The sequence below is a fragment of the Leptolyngbya sp. FACHB-711 genome (assembly GCF_014695615.1).
Classification (GTDB): Bacteria; Cyanobacteriota; Cyanobacteriia; order Elainellales; family Elainellaceae; genus Leptolyngbya_A.
In genome coordinates this window covers 1-13,606 of the sequence record NZ_JACJOR010000149.1, presented here as the reverse complement: position 1 = coordinate 13,606, position 13,606 = coordinate 1, and the positions used below count along the sequence as shown (strand labels likewise).

Below are 13,606 nucleotides of genomic sequence, written 5' to 3'. Positions count from 1 at the left end.
GTCATACCCAGGGCGGCTCATGATTCTAACGCTTCACAATGCACTACTTCTACCTATGACTCATACCTTCAACTTTGAATCACCTCCTTCATACTCTTTTACAAACAGTTTCTTAATATCCAATTTTCCCACTTCCTACCGGGCTTTAATCGTTCTATACCAGACCTTTAAGGTTTTCTACATCTAAGCCTTAAGAAGAATTAGAGTTCTATACGGGCTAAACCAATTTACTATGGCGCAGTCTGGTCAAATTAGGCAGAATTGCTGAACATTACAATTGAGGTCATAGTGTGGCTTGTTTCCCTCCTCCCGTTCCTCTTCAGGAAATTATTAACTTCATTCAGCAACTTATCTCAATCCCATCGATTGAATCGGAGAGGACGATCGCTGCCTGCGTTGCCAACAAACTGAGTAGCCTAGGATTTCAGCCAAACCTGATTGGTGATGAGGAGCATCCGTCAGTCATCTGTCACTACCAACCAGCCCATGCCTCGAAAACAATCTGGCTACAAGCTCATTTAGACACGGTTTCCGTAGGCGATCGCTCTCAATGGGAACATGACCCATTTGCTGGAACAATTGTGGGCGATCGTATTTACGGCATAGGGGCAGCGGACTCGAAAGCGGCGATCGCTTTGTTCGTCTACCTGGCTAAAATCCTGAAAGACTCACCCCAGTTCAATGGCTCGCTGTTTTTAGGATTCGATGCACAGGAGGAATCGGGCAACTTCTCTGGCATCCGAGAAATTCTGAACCATGCTCCCAAAGCAGACGTTTGTATTCTGGGCTATCAGAGTTTTGATGAAATTGCTATTGGTGCGAGAGGATGGCTACGGCTTAAGCTCACTGCTTACGGCAAAGCTGCCCATACGGGGAGCCGCTCTAGAAAAGGAAACAATGCAGTACATGGATTAATTCGGGCTTGTTCTGCACTACTGGATCTGGAGTTAGAGGGGCAGAGGGAACCCTTCTTCGAGTTTGGTTCTGCCTTCAACATTGCTCAAATTCAAGGTGGTCAGGCAATTAACGTCGTGCCCGACCGGGCTGAAGCCCTCATCGATATTCGGTTACTTCCCTCGCAACCCGCCGATCATGTTGTGCAGCAGGTTGACCAGAAGCTCCGAGAGTTGCAGCAGTGGGATTCCCGTTTTCACTATGCCTTGGAGGTACTTCAGGCTGAACCTGCCTATTTAACAAACCCCCATCATGAATTCGTCCAGATTCTCAGAAGGAATGCAGCCCGCTACCGTACAGCTTCACCTCCCTACGGACTCAGAAGGAGAAACTCCTCTGGTTGCGAATGGTGCGGGCAGCGCCGGAAACGTTATCAGTCGGTTGGGCGTTTCCATCATCAATGCCTATGGCTGTGAAAGTGGCAATGTTCACGCTCCCAACGAGTGGCTCAACCTCAAAACAATCGCGCCTGTCTTTCAAACCTACTGGACAAGCCTGGTACAGTTCTGCCTCAGTCACGAGCAACGGTAATTCCCAGGGCAATACTTCTCCATTGGCGTGCCAGAACGTGCCTGTATTCTCCAGGGTCAACTCATCGATACGAGACAGTAGCTTCTGTACCGATTCCTGAGGGGTGATGCCATAAAAGTCCGTCATGCGCGTTTGCACCAAGCCCGGATGCAGAATCGCAACGGCAATCCCACGCGGCTTCAGATCATGCGACAGCGATTTTCCTACCATCGAGAGTGCCGCCTTTGACATGCGGTAACCGTAATAACTGCCAGAAGAATTGTCAGCAATCGATCCCATCCGGCTCGTCATCAACACGACCTTTGAGCCTGCCCTGAGATTAGGTAGCAAAGCATGAGTAATCCGCAGAGCACCAAGAGCATTCACCTCGAACTGTTCCCGAATGCTGTCAAAGTTCAGGGTCTCCAGCGTCTCCTCTTCAAGAATACCTGCATTATTAATCAGAACATCGATCGTCTGATCCCCTAAACGATTCCGCAAATCTGCGATCGAATCATCGGAAGTAATATCAACCCCATCCTCAACCTGTACACCAAGCTGATGCAAGTCGTGGGAAGTAGTGCGACACACTGCAACGACTGTTTCTCGCCGTGCTTCCAGTTGCCGGCAGTATTCGTAGCCGATGCCTCGATTTGCTCCTGTAATCAGATAAGTTGCCATGTGAACTGTCATTGCCCAATCAGACAGGTATTCAGAACCTCATCATAGGCGAATTCAGCGGATTGCTCGTAATTGGTGCAAAACTCTGCATGACCTCAGTTGTCTTCTATCCTGGAAGACAGGATGATGACTGGGAAGGTTGGGCAGGATGGAAATTATCGGACGGATAAGCGGGGAAAGCTTAATTGAACTCTGGGACTGGGTGCAATCGCTTTCCCTGTCGCCCACTGCCATTGTGAGCCGCTACGCTCCCAACCGATGGGTCAAGTGCTTTGGCATTGCTTCAAACTTACAATCGATTGCCAAAGGACGAGCCAGATTGTTGTGGACGGATGACCCAGGAGAGCGCATTCGATGGGGTTGTGTCGCAAAAATGGGTCAATGGTAGGGTAGGTAAGCCCAACCTTGCCTTCTCCTCTTCCAATGTCTACTCCTACTCTGTTCAAGTGGCGGCACTTTTTGCCTGAAATCATCTTGCTCAACGTGCGGTGGTACTGTCGCTACGCCTTATCCTACCGAGACCTAGAGGAAATGATGCAGGAGCACGGCATGGGAGTGGATCACTCAACCATTAACCGCTGGGTTTTGCGGTACGCCCCAGAACTGGACAAACGCATTCGACCGTACCTCAAACCCACGAATGATTCCTGGAGGGTGGACGAGACGTATATCAAAATCAGGGGCGTGTGGAAATATCTGTATCGTGCTGTCGATTCGCAGGGCAATACGCTGGACTTTATGCTCAGTGCCAAACGCGATGGCAAGGCAGCAGCACAATTTTTCCCTAAAGTGCTCAAGGGTCAGCACACCCAGCTTCCACGGGTGGTTACCGTGGACAAGAATGCCGCTTATCCAGTGGCAATAGACGCTCTCAAGGCAGAGGAGACAATTGAAAAAGAGACTGAATTAAGGCAGAGCAAATATCTCAATAACATAATTGAGCAGGATCATCGAAACATCAAGCGGATTATGAAACCGATGATGGGATTTAGGACGTTCAACAGTGCAAGAAGAACATTGAGCGGAATCGAAGCGATGAATATTATCAGAAAAGGAAAAGTCAAGGGCATCGTACAAGGGGATATTGTATCTCAAGTCAGATTTATCGAAGCGATCTTTGGAATTGCTGCTTAAGGGAATGCAAACGTTACCGATTGGTTGTCCTTAAACAGTTTTTACGACACAACCCCTGCTGCTGCGGCAAACTTGAGGGAATTTCGACGCGACGATCGAGAGCCGTCAGATATGATTGCGACCCTCAGTAAGTCATATTTAAAGGGGAAAGGGAAAGAGCTACAGCTTGTCTAGTGGTTGGGTCAATTAGTGAGTTGGATAAAGCCACTTCTTAAACAATTTTGTCAAGCGCGGCATCACTAAATAAGTAAGAACTAAAACCACTAGCCCAGTCGTAATCGATTGGTTGAGCAAGATAGGTAAACCAGATAGAATCGGTGACAGCAAGCGACTGAGAACTGCAAGGGTAACGAAAACGCCTAACCATGTCACCAGTGCCATTTTGTAGCGAGGCGGAGATTTGAGGGGTTGGTTAGGCAGGCTAAACCAGGTTTCTAGTCCAGTTAGGGTCTGAATTGCTTCTGGCTTTTCAATTAAGGGCTGCAATCGCTCGATCCATTCTTGCCGCACCTCAGACTCTAGCCAGGTTTTGAGGTTGTTGTAGTGATCGAATTTGAGAATCACCACATATTCAGGATGAGCATGGTCGCGGGGTCGAATCGCGCTGACTCCTAAATGCCCTTTGAATGTTCGCGCATCTGCGGCGATGCCCCGAAACCATTCTTCATAGCCTTGCTCCCGTCCGGGTCGGACGATATGAGAGATTACGGCTGTTACCTGATGATTGTCTTCATCTGCGCCGATCGCTAAGGGTTCATCTAACATGAGGTTCGACCTTTGCTATTTTTTGCTGTTCGCAATCTATCAGTGAGCAATTGCATTCTTTAGAGCCGCTTGAGCATTGGCGATCGCCAAATTGCGAGCCTCATTTTCCAAGACCAGACTATCGGCGTGAATGAAGTCAATCTCGGTAATGCCAATGAAGCCAAAAGTGATAAACTCTTTTGATAAGGTGCGTGAAACGGAACGATCGCCTTGTGGACTGGCATCAATGTGAAGAAGATGAGTTATGGAAAGAATTGCTCCTGGTAAAGATCAAGTACAGTTTGTCATTCACGCAGTTTGAGTTCCTGAAAACAGGGCAATCAACTCCGGAGACGGTGCCTGATTGCCCCGTGCCATCAAGTCTTTACCCTGTAACGCCACTGCCACTCGCGCCACGTTAGCCCCGTGATGGTAGGCACACTGGAGCATCTCAGCGGTGATGCCAATCGGCTCCATATTGGGACCGCCGCTTCTGCCATGAGCGCCCCAGTGACTACCAGCCACGCCTGCTCCGGGCGTAGTCTTGGGCAGCGGCACGATGATCATGCCTGCCCCTGCCATTGCCGCAAGCAGTCCTAGCTGCGTAATTTCGACGCCCGCTCCGGCATTGCCATAGCCACCGCCCACCGAAAATACGCCGCCAACTTTGCCAACTAACTCATCAGTTAGCCACAGCACCTCAATCGTGTTTTCAATGAACTGCTTCACTCGTGCATCAGCGGAGCGGTGACGCACAGGCGTACCGAGCAGCAGCGCATCACAGGCGCGAACTTCTTCTTTGGTTGCTGCTGTTGCCTCGCGCAGAATCACACTCGTTGCTGCGATCGATCGCGCCCCGTCGGCAACAGCCTCAGCCATCTTGTGCGTATTCCCCAGCGTTGAGGTGTAAACCACCAGGATGTTTGTCATGGCAATTATCCTTACGCTTCCAGGAACTTGGACAGGATTTCCTGGTACATGATGGTTTGAATCGTCTGCCCGACTCCTTCTGACCAGGAATTGGCAAGTTCTGCCATCACCTGATTGGTTGAGGTCAGTGTAACCCCATGCTTTTCCATACGCCGGAGGGCAGTTTCGTCTGCGAGCGTCGTCGGTGAGCCGCCTGCATCTACGACAACCTGTACTTCAAATCCATCTTCGATCGCGCTGATGGCGGGATAGACGATGCAAACGTCGTTCGTCAACCCTGCCATAATCAGCTTTTTCTTACCTGTGGCGATTACTGCATTTCTGTACTCATCGTATTCCCAGCAGTCCACCACACCGGGACGTTTAATGCGCTTGCTGTAGGCTTCGGGTGCGATTTCCTGTAGGTCATCGAGCAGCAAACCCTGAAAATGATCTTCCATGCTGCTGGTTAACACCAGTGACATTCCACTTTCAACTGCCACACGGGCCAACGCGCGAGTATTTTGCACAATCTCCTCGCGGGGCAAGTTGCGAGCCAGTTTGATCGTGCCCTGCTGATGATCAATCAACAGCATTGCTGCATTCTCAACAGTAAACTTGTTCTTCATGGGATTCTCCTTAGGTTCAACAGGCTGAACAGGTCATCTTCATCAAATTGAAATATTGGTCTCCGCTAAGTTGCAAAGGACGATCGCCCACTCAGCGGAGACAACACCAACAATCAATTACGCATGAGTCAAAGCAGTTGCTTTTGCATTGCTGGGAGGTGCACCATGTACCATCGTGTAGGCATACTCCACGCCCACACCGTATGCGCCTGAGTGTTCCTTGACGATCTCAATCACGGCATCGTAGGTTTCCTTGCGTGCCCAATCGCGCTGGTATTCCAGCAGCACTTGTTGCCAAGTCACAGGAACGGCTCCCGCTTGAATTAACCGCTGCACTGCCATGTCGTGCGCGATTTGACTGGTGCCGCCAGAGGCATCCACAACGAAGTAGACTTCATAACCCGCTTCGAGGGCTTGAATGGCAGGAAAGACCAGACAAACTTCTGTCCAGAGCGCTGCGATCACCAATTTTTTGCGACCAATGCGCTCGACTTCGGCGACAAATTTGGTGTCTTCCCAAGAGTTCATGCTGGTGCGTTCGATCGGCGTTTGATCGGGAAAGACCTCTAGCAGTTGGGGCCACATATAACCGCTGAAGCTTTGGGTTTCAACCGTCGTCAAAATGGTGGGTACATTGAACACTTTGGCGGCTTTTGCTAAACCCACCGTGTTGTTGATTAGCGTTTGGCGATCGATATTGGTCACGCCAAACGTCATTTGCGGCTGATGATCGATGAAAATGATGGTGGAGTTTTCTGGCGTTAACAAGCTGTGAACAGTCATGGGGTTCTCCTAAGTTAGGGTGAATCGATTCGTTGCAGCATGAACTTGGGGCAAGAGGTGATCTTCCCAGTCATACTCTTTGTCATATAAGCGGAGACAAAGGCTGTGGTTTAAAGAGAATCGACTCGCGAGTTCTCTAGTCAATCGAGTTGTTTTTGACTGATTTAAAGGCTGATGTTCTGTGCCTGCATTGCTCGCTGTACACCTGCATCGTTTGCCATTTGGGTTAGGAAACGATGCAAATTAGTATAGTCAGTGAAGGATTTTGGTAGGGTGTTGCCCCAACGACAGAAGACGAACAGGTAGGCATCCAGAATTGTGCGGCGATCTTCTACCATGTAGGTGCGATCGCTCATGTAGCGATCGAGCAGTTGAAAACAAGCATCAATCTGTTTGTAAGCTGCTTCTCGAATCGCGTGATAGTGATGCTCATCCGTGATGTAGCGCTGTGGCACGAAGTAAGGGTAGAAGGCGGGATGCACGTCTCCGGTGAGGTAAGACATCCACTTGTGCATTTCATACCGTGCTTCTAGCGTTGGACTCGCCCCCAGATGCTCGTCGGGAAACTTCTCAGCAAGGTAGAGCAAAATTGCTTCTGCCTCAGTCAAGATCCGACCATCCTCCTCAATCAGAGCAGGCACTTTACCGACTGGATTCACGGCGAGAAAGTCTGGTTCACGAGTTTTACCTCGCTCAACTCGACCCAACTCAAACGGCTTGCCAATCCATTCCAAAACGATGTGAGGGGCAAGTGAACAAGCTCCGGACATATAGAACAGCTTCATGGCACTTCTTCCTGTAGGCGATCGCCTAACGGTATTGACTATGCCGCCATGTCGAAGAGCAGCACTTCGGTATCGTTGACAGCTCCTTGCAGCGTAATGGCAGCTTCGTTGGTGATCGCAACTCCATCGCCAGCAGTGAGCGTTTGCTCGTTCAACTGCACTGAACCTCGCACCACTTGCAACCAGGCAGTTCGCCCGTTAGCAAAGGTGTGATTGACCTTTTCGCTTTGATTTAGAGCGGCGGCATAAAGGTTAACGTCTTGATGAATGGTGATCGAGCCGTCTCGACCATCTTGGGAACCGACGAGGCACAATCTACCGCGCTTGTCTGCCTCAGTGAAGGTTTTCTGCTCGTAACCCGGTTCAATTCCTTTTTGCTCTGGCAAAATCCAGATTTGCAGAAAGTGGACTGGCTCTGTTTTCGAGGCATTGTATTCGCTGTGTTGAATGCCCGTTCCCGCCGACATCCGCTGCACATCTCCCGGACGAATGATCGAGCCTGTGCCGATGCTGTCTTTGTGTTCTAACGCGCCTTCGAGGACGTAGGAAATGATTTCCATATCCCGGTGTCCGTGAGTACCAAAGCCTTGACCAGGGGTTACTTTATCTTCATTGATGACGCGCAAATCGGCAAATCCCATGTGGTTGGGATCGTAATACTCGCCGAAAGAGAAGGTGTGACGACTATCGAGCCAACCAAAGTTTGCAGTTCCTCGTTCTTGAGCGGGTCGAATCGTAATCATCTTGTGTGCCTCCGAAAGGGTGGAGCAATTTGTTTTAGTCACACTGCTATTATGGATTGGATTCAATAAAAAGACAATATGCTATTTCATATACAGATTGTCTCCAATATGGCTACAATATTTAGACGATGGATAAGTTTGGCAGTATTCGCGCTTTTACTCAAGTTGTGGTTTCGGATGGCTTTGCTGCTTGTCGAGTTTCAAATTCTTTTTCGTATCCCCACGAGATGTGCAACGAGGATAGCCGGATCGCTCTAGAAGTGCTGTGTGGAGCGGAATTGAGGGATTGTTCGGACGGATAATTTGGATCGCCGGGTTGATCGACTGGAGTAGGTAGAGATGGGGATCGCCGTACTGGGACAAAAGCGGAGCGGGGTCGAGCTAGAGGTTCGGGAAGAAGAGCGGTTGCGAGTACCGAATTGGTTTGGGGAGGCAGTGTTGTTGGGACAGTACTGGATAGAGAGCGGGTTGGTCGGCTACCTAGAAGAAGAAGTGCGTATTGTTCGGGGACGGATGGGACGGTATGAGGTGGTAGATTTCGTGCTGTTGCTAAATGCGTATGCGATCAGCGGAGAGAAGACGCTGGCAAATTTCTTCCAATCCCTGGCACCTGTAAAGGAGGTGCTGATGAGCGTATGGGGACGGTCGCGATGTCCATCGGCATCGAGTCTGAGTCGATTTCTGGCAGCCGTAACCCCAGAAGCGGTAGGACGACTGCGAGAGTTATTCGAGGCAGATTTAGGTCGGAACGGAGTGCAGGTGATGCAGGGAGTGGGGATATTTGATCGCGTTGAAGATCACGACATGGTGTTCGACGTAGACGGGACCGTGAGTGCAGCGCGACAGCTGGAGTTGAGTTTGGGCAATCGCCCTGTGCCTCAACCGATTCTGCCACCGTCGCTGCAATTTATGCAGGAACGCACTGGAGAGGCGAAGCAAGACAGCTCTGCTCAAACCGGAGCCGGACAAGCCACACACCTTGCAAAATTGTTTTTGTAACATAGAGCTATACAGATTGGTTAAGAGCGCGATCGCCAGCATCTGTAGTTGCACAAGGTCTTAGGATGATCCATCTCAAAATCCTCTAACAGTGTAAGGAGGGCTGCTATTATGCACATCAAATTCAGCACTTCAGTGCTACTAATTTTTCTTGTTACTGCTTGTACTCAAAAGTCTTCAGTAACAACAGAATCACCAGTGACGTCCCCTACTGCTTCACCTGTACCAATTACTTCTTCATCATCTAGTGCCAAAACCACTGCCTCCTCACAATCATCTGCCAGCTTTGGAGCTGAGATAGATGCAATGGTAAAAGCATATCCTTAGAAGGAAGGATTCACTTGCAACGAAATAACGAGCAGACGCCCTAATGAACACTCAAGTCCAGAATCTCCAAAGATTGTAGTTGAATGTGACGGTGGTCAATCTAAGTTCGTTTGGGTAAGGTACACAACTGGCGAAACCAATGTTTTACCACTACTTTGATACTTGGACAGGGTGTTTAGGTTGCATTAGATAGGTGCCAATTTAAGGTTGTGTCGCAAGAATTTTCTAGAGCACCATGTAGAGCCTTGTATATGTGCTTCAACACACTTATACTGATTTGAAATTTTTTGCGACATAATCCAAATTATGGGTTCTTACGCAGATTTGGTGATTTTGGAGTTGGAAGCTCCCTGAACTCTTGAACTGACGCTTGCGCTCTCAGCGATCGCTTCTGCGCTACGGCGCATCGCGCAGCGGTGCCCGATCGCATCCCTTTTCACCAAATCTGTGTAAGAGTCAAGAGCGAGAGATGCGACACCTAGCAATGAAGTTTTCGCAATCACCCTTCGCCCGTTGAAAGTGACTCTCTCCGTTAGGGCAAGATAAGGGAAATTGAGCAAAGAGACATGAGCGAGAAAGTTAGGACTCCAGACCCCAGTTCGGTTGTTACTCTTTTTCGTAATTTAACTGCTGAACTTGAACCATTCGTAAAGGTGGATGACTTGAAGCTTTGTTTTGATCGACATGGCAACGTTTACCTTCAAAGTGATGACTTTCAGGAGCAGCTTCAGACAGGTGTTGGGGCAGCACAAGAATTTCAGAGCGAACTGCGAAGTATCCTTGCAAAGCATCGCTCTCGACAAAGGAACCCTTAGCTTTACCTGCTACAGGTAGGGCTTTCTCCTGCACGGGCGCAGCTCCGACATCGCTGCACCTGGTAAGGCAGCTATCGGAACAGATAGCCGTCTGGCGACTGCCACAGCATTGCCTCAAGTCGCTGATAGAGGACTGGAATTTGCCGCTTCACTGCATTGAGCGTGACCCGCTTCAGGCGATCGCCCCAATTCCTCTAGAGTCGCCGGACTGCCTCAACTCTGCTCTCTGCTTCGCCTCGATCGTCACGACAAATTCGGCTGCCCTCTGGGTGTCGCGTCTCCTGCTTTTCGGGTTCATACTCACTTTTGGTAAAAAGGGATGCGATCGCTTCTGCGCCGCTGCGCGATGCGCCGTAGCGCAGAAGCGATCGCTGAGAGCGCAAACGTCAGTTCAAGGGTTCAGAGGGTTTCCAACTTCAAAATCACCCAATCTGCGTAAGAGTCCATCTAGGGTGGTACGGGACACATTTCCATTGTTTCTTTTCCACATTTTGTAAATTACACCATTTGTGTTTTGTGTAATTCGCAAATACCGCATTTCTAGGATGAGAGAGGCAAGACTCTCCCTCATCTGTCACTCAACCCGCTTTTTGCCCTCGTCAACGAATTAAACATCCACTGGATGAATCGTTAGAAGTATTGCTACATGTATCTTCCAAGCTTATCCAGTTAAATTAGCGGTTTTAACAGATTGGATGTCCGAATTTTCGGCAACCAATTAACACATTATTTGACCTGTCGCGTTCGGTCTAACCGATTGCACTGCGCCGTTGTATAAGCATGATCGATCGTAGCCTTGAGGTCTTTGCCCAAGTGCCTTTTTCACTCAGATTGCGGGTCGAACTGATGGACGATCGCCTCTAACTCCTGGATCGCCTTACCCTCAACAAACCGATCGTAAATAGTTTTGAGTTGCTTGCGATCCTTCTCTTTACCATTGCTTCTTTGATTTAGCCCGATCGATGTATTGTGCTGGTCAATTTGACTCACAGCAGCGGGATGGCTTTGCAGCCAGGGAGTGACGACTAAGGCGGGATTTGCCCCAGCGGCGGTAGCGATGATATTACCCGATAAATACCAGCGATCGTTGGGGTGGGTGTTGAGGTTGTGATGCATCAGAGCAGAGATCGCCAGTGGGACACGATCGGATGGCGATAGCTTCCCTGCCGGTGGTCTACCTGGAGCCGGGCGTTGAGTCGGTGCAGGCGGTTGTACGGGCGGTTGTGCGGGTAGCTGGCTCACAGATTGCTGCTGCTGAGCCGGTGCTGCTGGGGGGGCAGGCGTGGGAGTAGACTGGATGCCTGCCCATTCTTGAGCCGTCGCAGCAATGGTCTGGAGCCTATCGTTCGCTTGCTGGAGTTCGGCGCGGAGGCGATCGATCTCCTGCTGTTGCTGTTCAGTCTGCTGGCGCAATTGCTCAACCTCCGCTCCCGCTTGTCCAGCATTCATTTGCTGTTTGATCGCCGCCAGTTCTTCCAGCAGCGGAGCAAGCAGTTCACTCGGGTTCGGTGCAGCCGGAGCGGGTGTAGGCTGAGCGGCAGCTTGCAGCACTTGTTCGAGTAGAGATTGATAGCCCGCTCGGACCGGTGCATCGATCCCCAGGCGATCAGCAGCAGCCGTCAAATCGACCACATTCACGCGCAAGTCGCGATAGCGGGGTCGGTTGCGCTTAGGCTTGCTCGGCTGCTCAGTCGCCGCCGGTGCGAATTCGGGCAGCGGTGCTGTCGTCGATCGCCGCTTTGGTTCCTGGTCAATCAAAGTTTGCAAATCGGTCGCGATCGTCTCAACCTCGTGCTGAGTTGGGGACATTGCTTCTTCCTCATCGGGAGTGGGGTCAAGTACTGGGGTGCTAGAATCCAGGCGATCCGCCTCTGGCGACTGCGCGAAGCGGTCGTTCGCTTGCTGCTGAGTGTCTAGCTGTTGTGGGGTCGGACTGGGTAGGGGATTCGCCATCAACTTGATCCCCGTCACCGTAATTGGCTTACCCTGGTCATCCACCAAGCGATAGCCGAAATAGTGAGCAGTTGAACTACTGTTGGCAGCATCGCGCATATCAGCGGCAGCGACGTGCCCTAAGTAGAACTGCAACCATCGCTGCTCATTCACCCCCTGACCCGGAAGCCAGTAGTGGATCGCGACCCTGGCATAAGCCGCCCGGAGTCGATGGATCGACACGCTTTGGAATCCCGGCAGCAGCGGCAGAATTTGCGTGTCCTGGAAGGAGCGACGCACCCGCGTGTTCACCCTCGCTCTGAACGCAGCCACCTCCTGATCCTCGCTCTTGAGTCCTGCCAGCGCTTCAACTGGAAGCATGGCCCGAAAGCGGTCGATCGCCTCCTTCACCTGAGCAGCCGGAAGCAGAGTCAAAATAGCATACTCTACAGGGTCAGCCTTCTTAAGTTGCCCGTCAAACATCAAAACGTAAGAGTGCTTGGTCGTGCTGAACTTGCCCGACACCACAACCTCTGTATGCCTGCGTCCCGTCACCGCAGCGATGCCCACTGCCAGCGTTTCAGGTTCTTCTGATTGCAGCAGTTCAATCGCCTTCTCCAAATATCGATCGGGGTTAAACGGCTGGGGGGTGTCCTGTCTCTGGTTGTTGCCAACGTGGGTCTGTTTGCGGTTCGCCACATAGATCGCGTTATCGTAGCGCATCAAATCGTAGGCAAGATGATTGAGCGACTGAATCGGCTCACCCGTCCGTTGTTTGTGTCCGTTGAACAGGTAAGAAGTCTCGTCCGTCATCGGCAATTTGCCCTGCTCAGCGGCCTGGGCAATCGCCTTACGATAGGCAGAAAGATAGTTCGTCGTGCTGTTCGTGCCAGCCCCATACCCCGCTTCCAGCAGTTCGATTTCATCGCGGCACAATTTTTCGATCGCCTTTGCCGATCGGAGAGTTTGCAGTTGATCGATGAAGTCTTGCACCAGCACAGCGCGCTCCTCAGTGCTAAGCTTTCTCTTATCCCCTCGCTCAACCCGATCGCGATACTCGCTAATAATTTCTGCTCTATTCATATTTGTGCTTTCTTATACACATACATATTATATACGCTATTTAATTTATATGCAACAGTTCAAGCAAGATACGCAACTCAAGACAATAGCTTTTCACTGGGATTTACGCCCTCATTTCACTGATACAAATTGCTTATACCCTCTTATTCTTACACATAACTTGATTAAATATTTGTATACGCATAGGCACAACAAGCGGTATTTCTTATATGCATAACCACAAAAACGATCGCCACAAATACTTACGAAACGCTAAAACGCACATCCTGCAATGGTTACAGCGATCGCACTACTCCCCCACCATTGTTGTATATATACAAGACGATCGCCACAAATACTTACGAAACGCTAAAACGCACATCCTGCAACGGTTACAGCGATCGCACTACTCCCCCACCATTGTTGTATATATACAAGACGATCGCCACAAATACTTACGAAACGCTAAAACGCACATCCTGCAACGGTTACAGCGATCGCACTACTCCCCCACCATTGTTGTATATATACAAGACGATCGCCACAAATACTTACGAAACGCTAAAACGCACATCCTGCAACGGTTACAGCGATCGCAC

The 13,606-nt window shown here is 50.3% G+C and carries 15 protein-coding genes; 5 read left to right on the top strand and 10 right to left on the bottom strand.

Annotated elements, in window-relative coordinates:
- Positions 1-290 precede the first annotated feature (290 nt).
- Positions 291-1,370: a M20/M25/M40 family metallo-hydrolase gene (locus H6F80_RS05025; RefSeq protein ID WP_190790506.1), complete on the top strand. Its 1,080-nt coding sequence runs from the start codon at positions 291-293 to the stop codon at positions 1,368-1,370.
- Here the strand turns inward: H6F80_RS05025 and H6F80_RS05020 are convergent.
- Positions 1,273-2,157, bottom strand: coding sequence for an SDR family oxidoreductase (locus tag H6F80_RS05020; protein ID WP_242067169.1), 885 nt, complete (start codon positions 2,155-2,157; stop codon positions 1,273-1,275). The two genes, H6F80_RS05025 and H6F80_RS05020, sit on opposite strands and share 98 nt — an antisense overlap.
- A 136-nt stretch (positions 2,158-2,293) precedes the next feature.
- Here H6F80_RS05020 and H6F80_RS05015 point away from each other — a divergent pair, with 136 nt between their 5' ends.
- Positions 2,294-2,533 carry a hypothetical protein gene (locus tag H6F80_RS05015; RefSeq protein ID WP_190790505.1) on the top strand — a complete coding sequence of 80 codons (240 nt, stop codon included), beginning with the start codon at positions 2,294-2,296 and terminating at the stop codon, positions 2,531-2,533.
- A 35-nt stretch (positions 2,534-2,568) separates the two neighbouring features.
- Positions 2,569-3,279, top strand: coding sequence for an IS6 family transposase (locus tag H6F80_RS05010; RefSeq protein WP_190790504.1), 711 nt, complete (start codon positions 2,569-2,571; stop codon positions 3,277-3,279).
- 186 nt (positions 3,280-3,465) lie between these two features.
- Here the strand turns inward: H6F80_RS05010 and H6F80_RS05005 are convergent, their stop codons facing one another.
- The 6 genes from H6F80_RS05005 to H6F80_RS04980 all read right to left on the bottom strand — a co-directional run bounded on the left by H6F80_RS05005 (position 3,466) and on the right by H6F80_RS04980 (position 7,872).
- Positions 3,466-4,044: a putative antibiotic biosynthesis monooxygenase gene (locus tag H6F80_RS05005; RefSeq protein WP_190790503.1), complete on the bottom strand. Its 579-nt coding sequence runs from the start codon at positions 4,042-4,044 to the stop codon at positions 3,466-3,468.
- A gap of 288 nt (positions 4,045-4,332) precedes the next feature.
- Complete coding sequence (locus H6F80_RS05000) at positions 4,333-4,953, bottom strand: flavodoxin domain-containing protein (protein WP_190790502.1); 621 nt, start codon at positions 4,951-4,953, stop codon at positions 4,333-4,335.
- 11 nt (positions 4,954-4,964) lie between these two features.
- Positions 4,965-5,561 (bottom strand): isochorismatase family protein, encoded by a 597-nt coding sequence (locus H6F80_RS04995; RefSeq protein ID WP_190790501.1) that lies wholly within the window; start codon positions 5,559-5,561, stop codon positions 4,965-4,967.
- Between the two features lie 117 nt (positions 5,562-5,678).
- Entirely contained in the window at positions 5,679-6,344 is a 666-nt protein-coding gene (locus H6F80_RS04990) for a hydrolase (RefSeq protein ID WP_190790500.1), read from the bottom strand.
- A gap of 164 nt (positions 6,345-6,508) precedes the next feature.
- Complete coding sequence (locus H6F80_RS04985) at positions 6,509-7,129, bottom strand: glutathione S-transferase N-terminal domain-containing protein (protein WP_190790499.1); 621 nt, start codon at positions 7,127-7,129, stop codon at positions 6,509-6,511.
- 38 nt (positions 7,130-7,167) lie between these two features.
- Positions 7,168-7,872, bottom strand: coding sequence for a pirin family protein (locus tag H6F80_RS04980; RefSeq protein WP_190790498.1), 705 nt, complete (start codon positions 7,870-7,872; stop codon positions 7,168-7,170).
- Positions 7,873-8,211: 339 nt separating this feature from the next.
- Here H6F80_RS04980 and H6F80_RS04975 point away from each other — a divergent pair, with 339 nt between their 5' ends.
- Positions 8,212-8,871 carry a hypothetical protein gene (locus tag H6F80_RS04975; protein ID WP_190790497.1) on the top strand — a complete coding sequence of 220 codons (660 nt, stop codon included), beginning with the start codon at positions 8,212-8,214 and terminating at the stop codon, positions 8,869-8,871.
- 933 nt (positions 8,872-9,804) lie between these two features.
- Here the strand turns inward: H6F80_RS04975 and H6F80_RS04970 are convergent.
- From H6F80_RS04970 to H6F80_RS04960, 3 genes are all read right to left on the bottom strand, one after another.
- Positions 9,805-10,047, bottom strand: a complete 243-nt coding sequence (locus H6F80_RS04970) for a hypothetical protein (RefSeq protein ID WP_190790496.1) — start codon at positions 10,045-10,047, stop codon at positions 9,805-9,807.
- A gap of 160 nt (positions 10,048-10,207) precedes the next feature.
- Entirely contained in the window at positions 10,208-10,396 is a 189-nt protein-coding gene (locus H6F80_RS04965) for a hypothetical protein (protein WP_190790495.1), read from the bottom strand.
- Between the two features lie 439 nt (positions 10,397-10,835).
- The gene (locus H6F80_RS04960; protein ID WP_190790494.1) at positions 10,836-13,028 is read right to left on the bottom strand and encodes a protelomerase family protein; all 2,193 of its coding nucleotides are present in this window, start codon (positions 13,026-13,028) and stop codon (positions 10,836-10,838) included.
- 209 nt (positions 13,029-13,237) lie between these two features.
- On the opposite strand from H6F80_RS04960, the gene H6F80_RS04955 reads away from it, so the two are divergent.
- Positions 13,238-13,606, top strand: a 369-nt coding sequence (locus tag H6F80_RS04955; RefSeq protein WP_190790493.1) for a hypothetical protein, incomplete at its 3' end; no start/stop codon positions are given.

Excerpts from the sequence above, each read along its gene's own strand:
- H6F80_RS05000 (WP_190790502.1), bottom strand. The coding sequence starts at position 4,953 with ATGACAAACATCCTGGTGGTTTACACCTCAACGCTGGGGAATACGCAC.
- H6F80_RS04960 (WP_190790494.1), bottom strand. The coding sequence starts at position 13,028 with ATGAATAGAGCAGAAATTATTAGCGAGTATCGCGATCGGGTTGAGCGA.
- H6F80_RS05005 (WP_190790503.1), bottom strand. The coding sequence starts at position 4,044 with ATGTTAGATGAACCCTTAGCGATCGGCGCAGATGAAGACAATCATCAG.
- H6F80_RS04995 (WP_190790501.1), bottom strand. The coding sequence starts at position 5,561 with ATGAAGAACAAGTTTACTGTTGAGAATGCAGCAATGCTGTTGATTGAT.
- H6F80_RS04975 (WP_190790497.1), top strand. The coding sequence starts at position 8,212 with ATGGGGATCGCCGTACTGGGACAAAAGCGGAGCGGGGTCGAGCTAGAG.
- H6F80_RS05015 (WP_190790505.1), top strand. The coding sequence starts at position 2,294 with ATGGAAATTATCGGACGGATAAGCGGGGAAAGCTTAATTGAACTCTGG.
- H6F80_RS04980 (WP_190790498.1), bottom strand. The coding sequence starts at position 7,872 with ATGATTACGATTCGACCCGCTCAAGAACGAGGAACTGCAAACTTTGGT.
- H6F80_RS04985 (WP_190790499.1), bottom strand. The coding sequence starts at position 7,129 with ATGAAGCTGTTCTATATGTCCGGAGCTTGTTCACTTGCCCCTCACATC.
- H6F80_RS05010 (WP_190790504.1), top strand. The coding sequence starts at position 2,569 with ATGTCTACTCCTACTCTGTTCAAGTGGCGGCACTTTTTGCCTGAAATC.
- H6F80_RS04990 (WP_190790500.1), bottom strand. The coding sequence starts at position 6,344 with ATGACTGTTCACAGCTTGTTAACGCCAGAAAACTCCACCATCATTTTC.
- H6F80_RS05020 (WP_242067169.1), bottom strand. The coding sequence starts at position 2,157 with ATGACAGTTCACATGGCAACTTATCTGATTACAGGAGCAAATCGAGGC.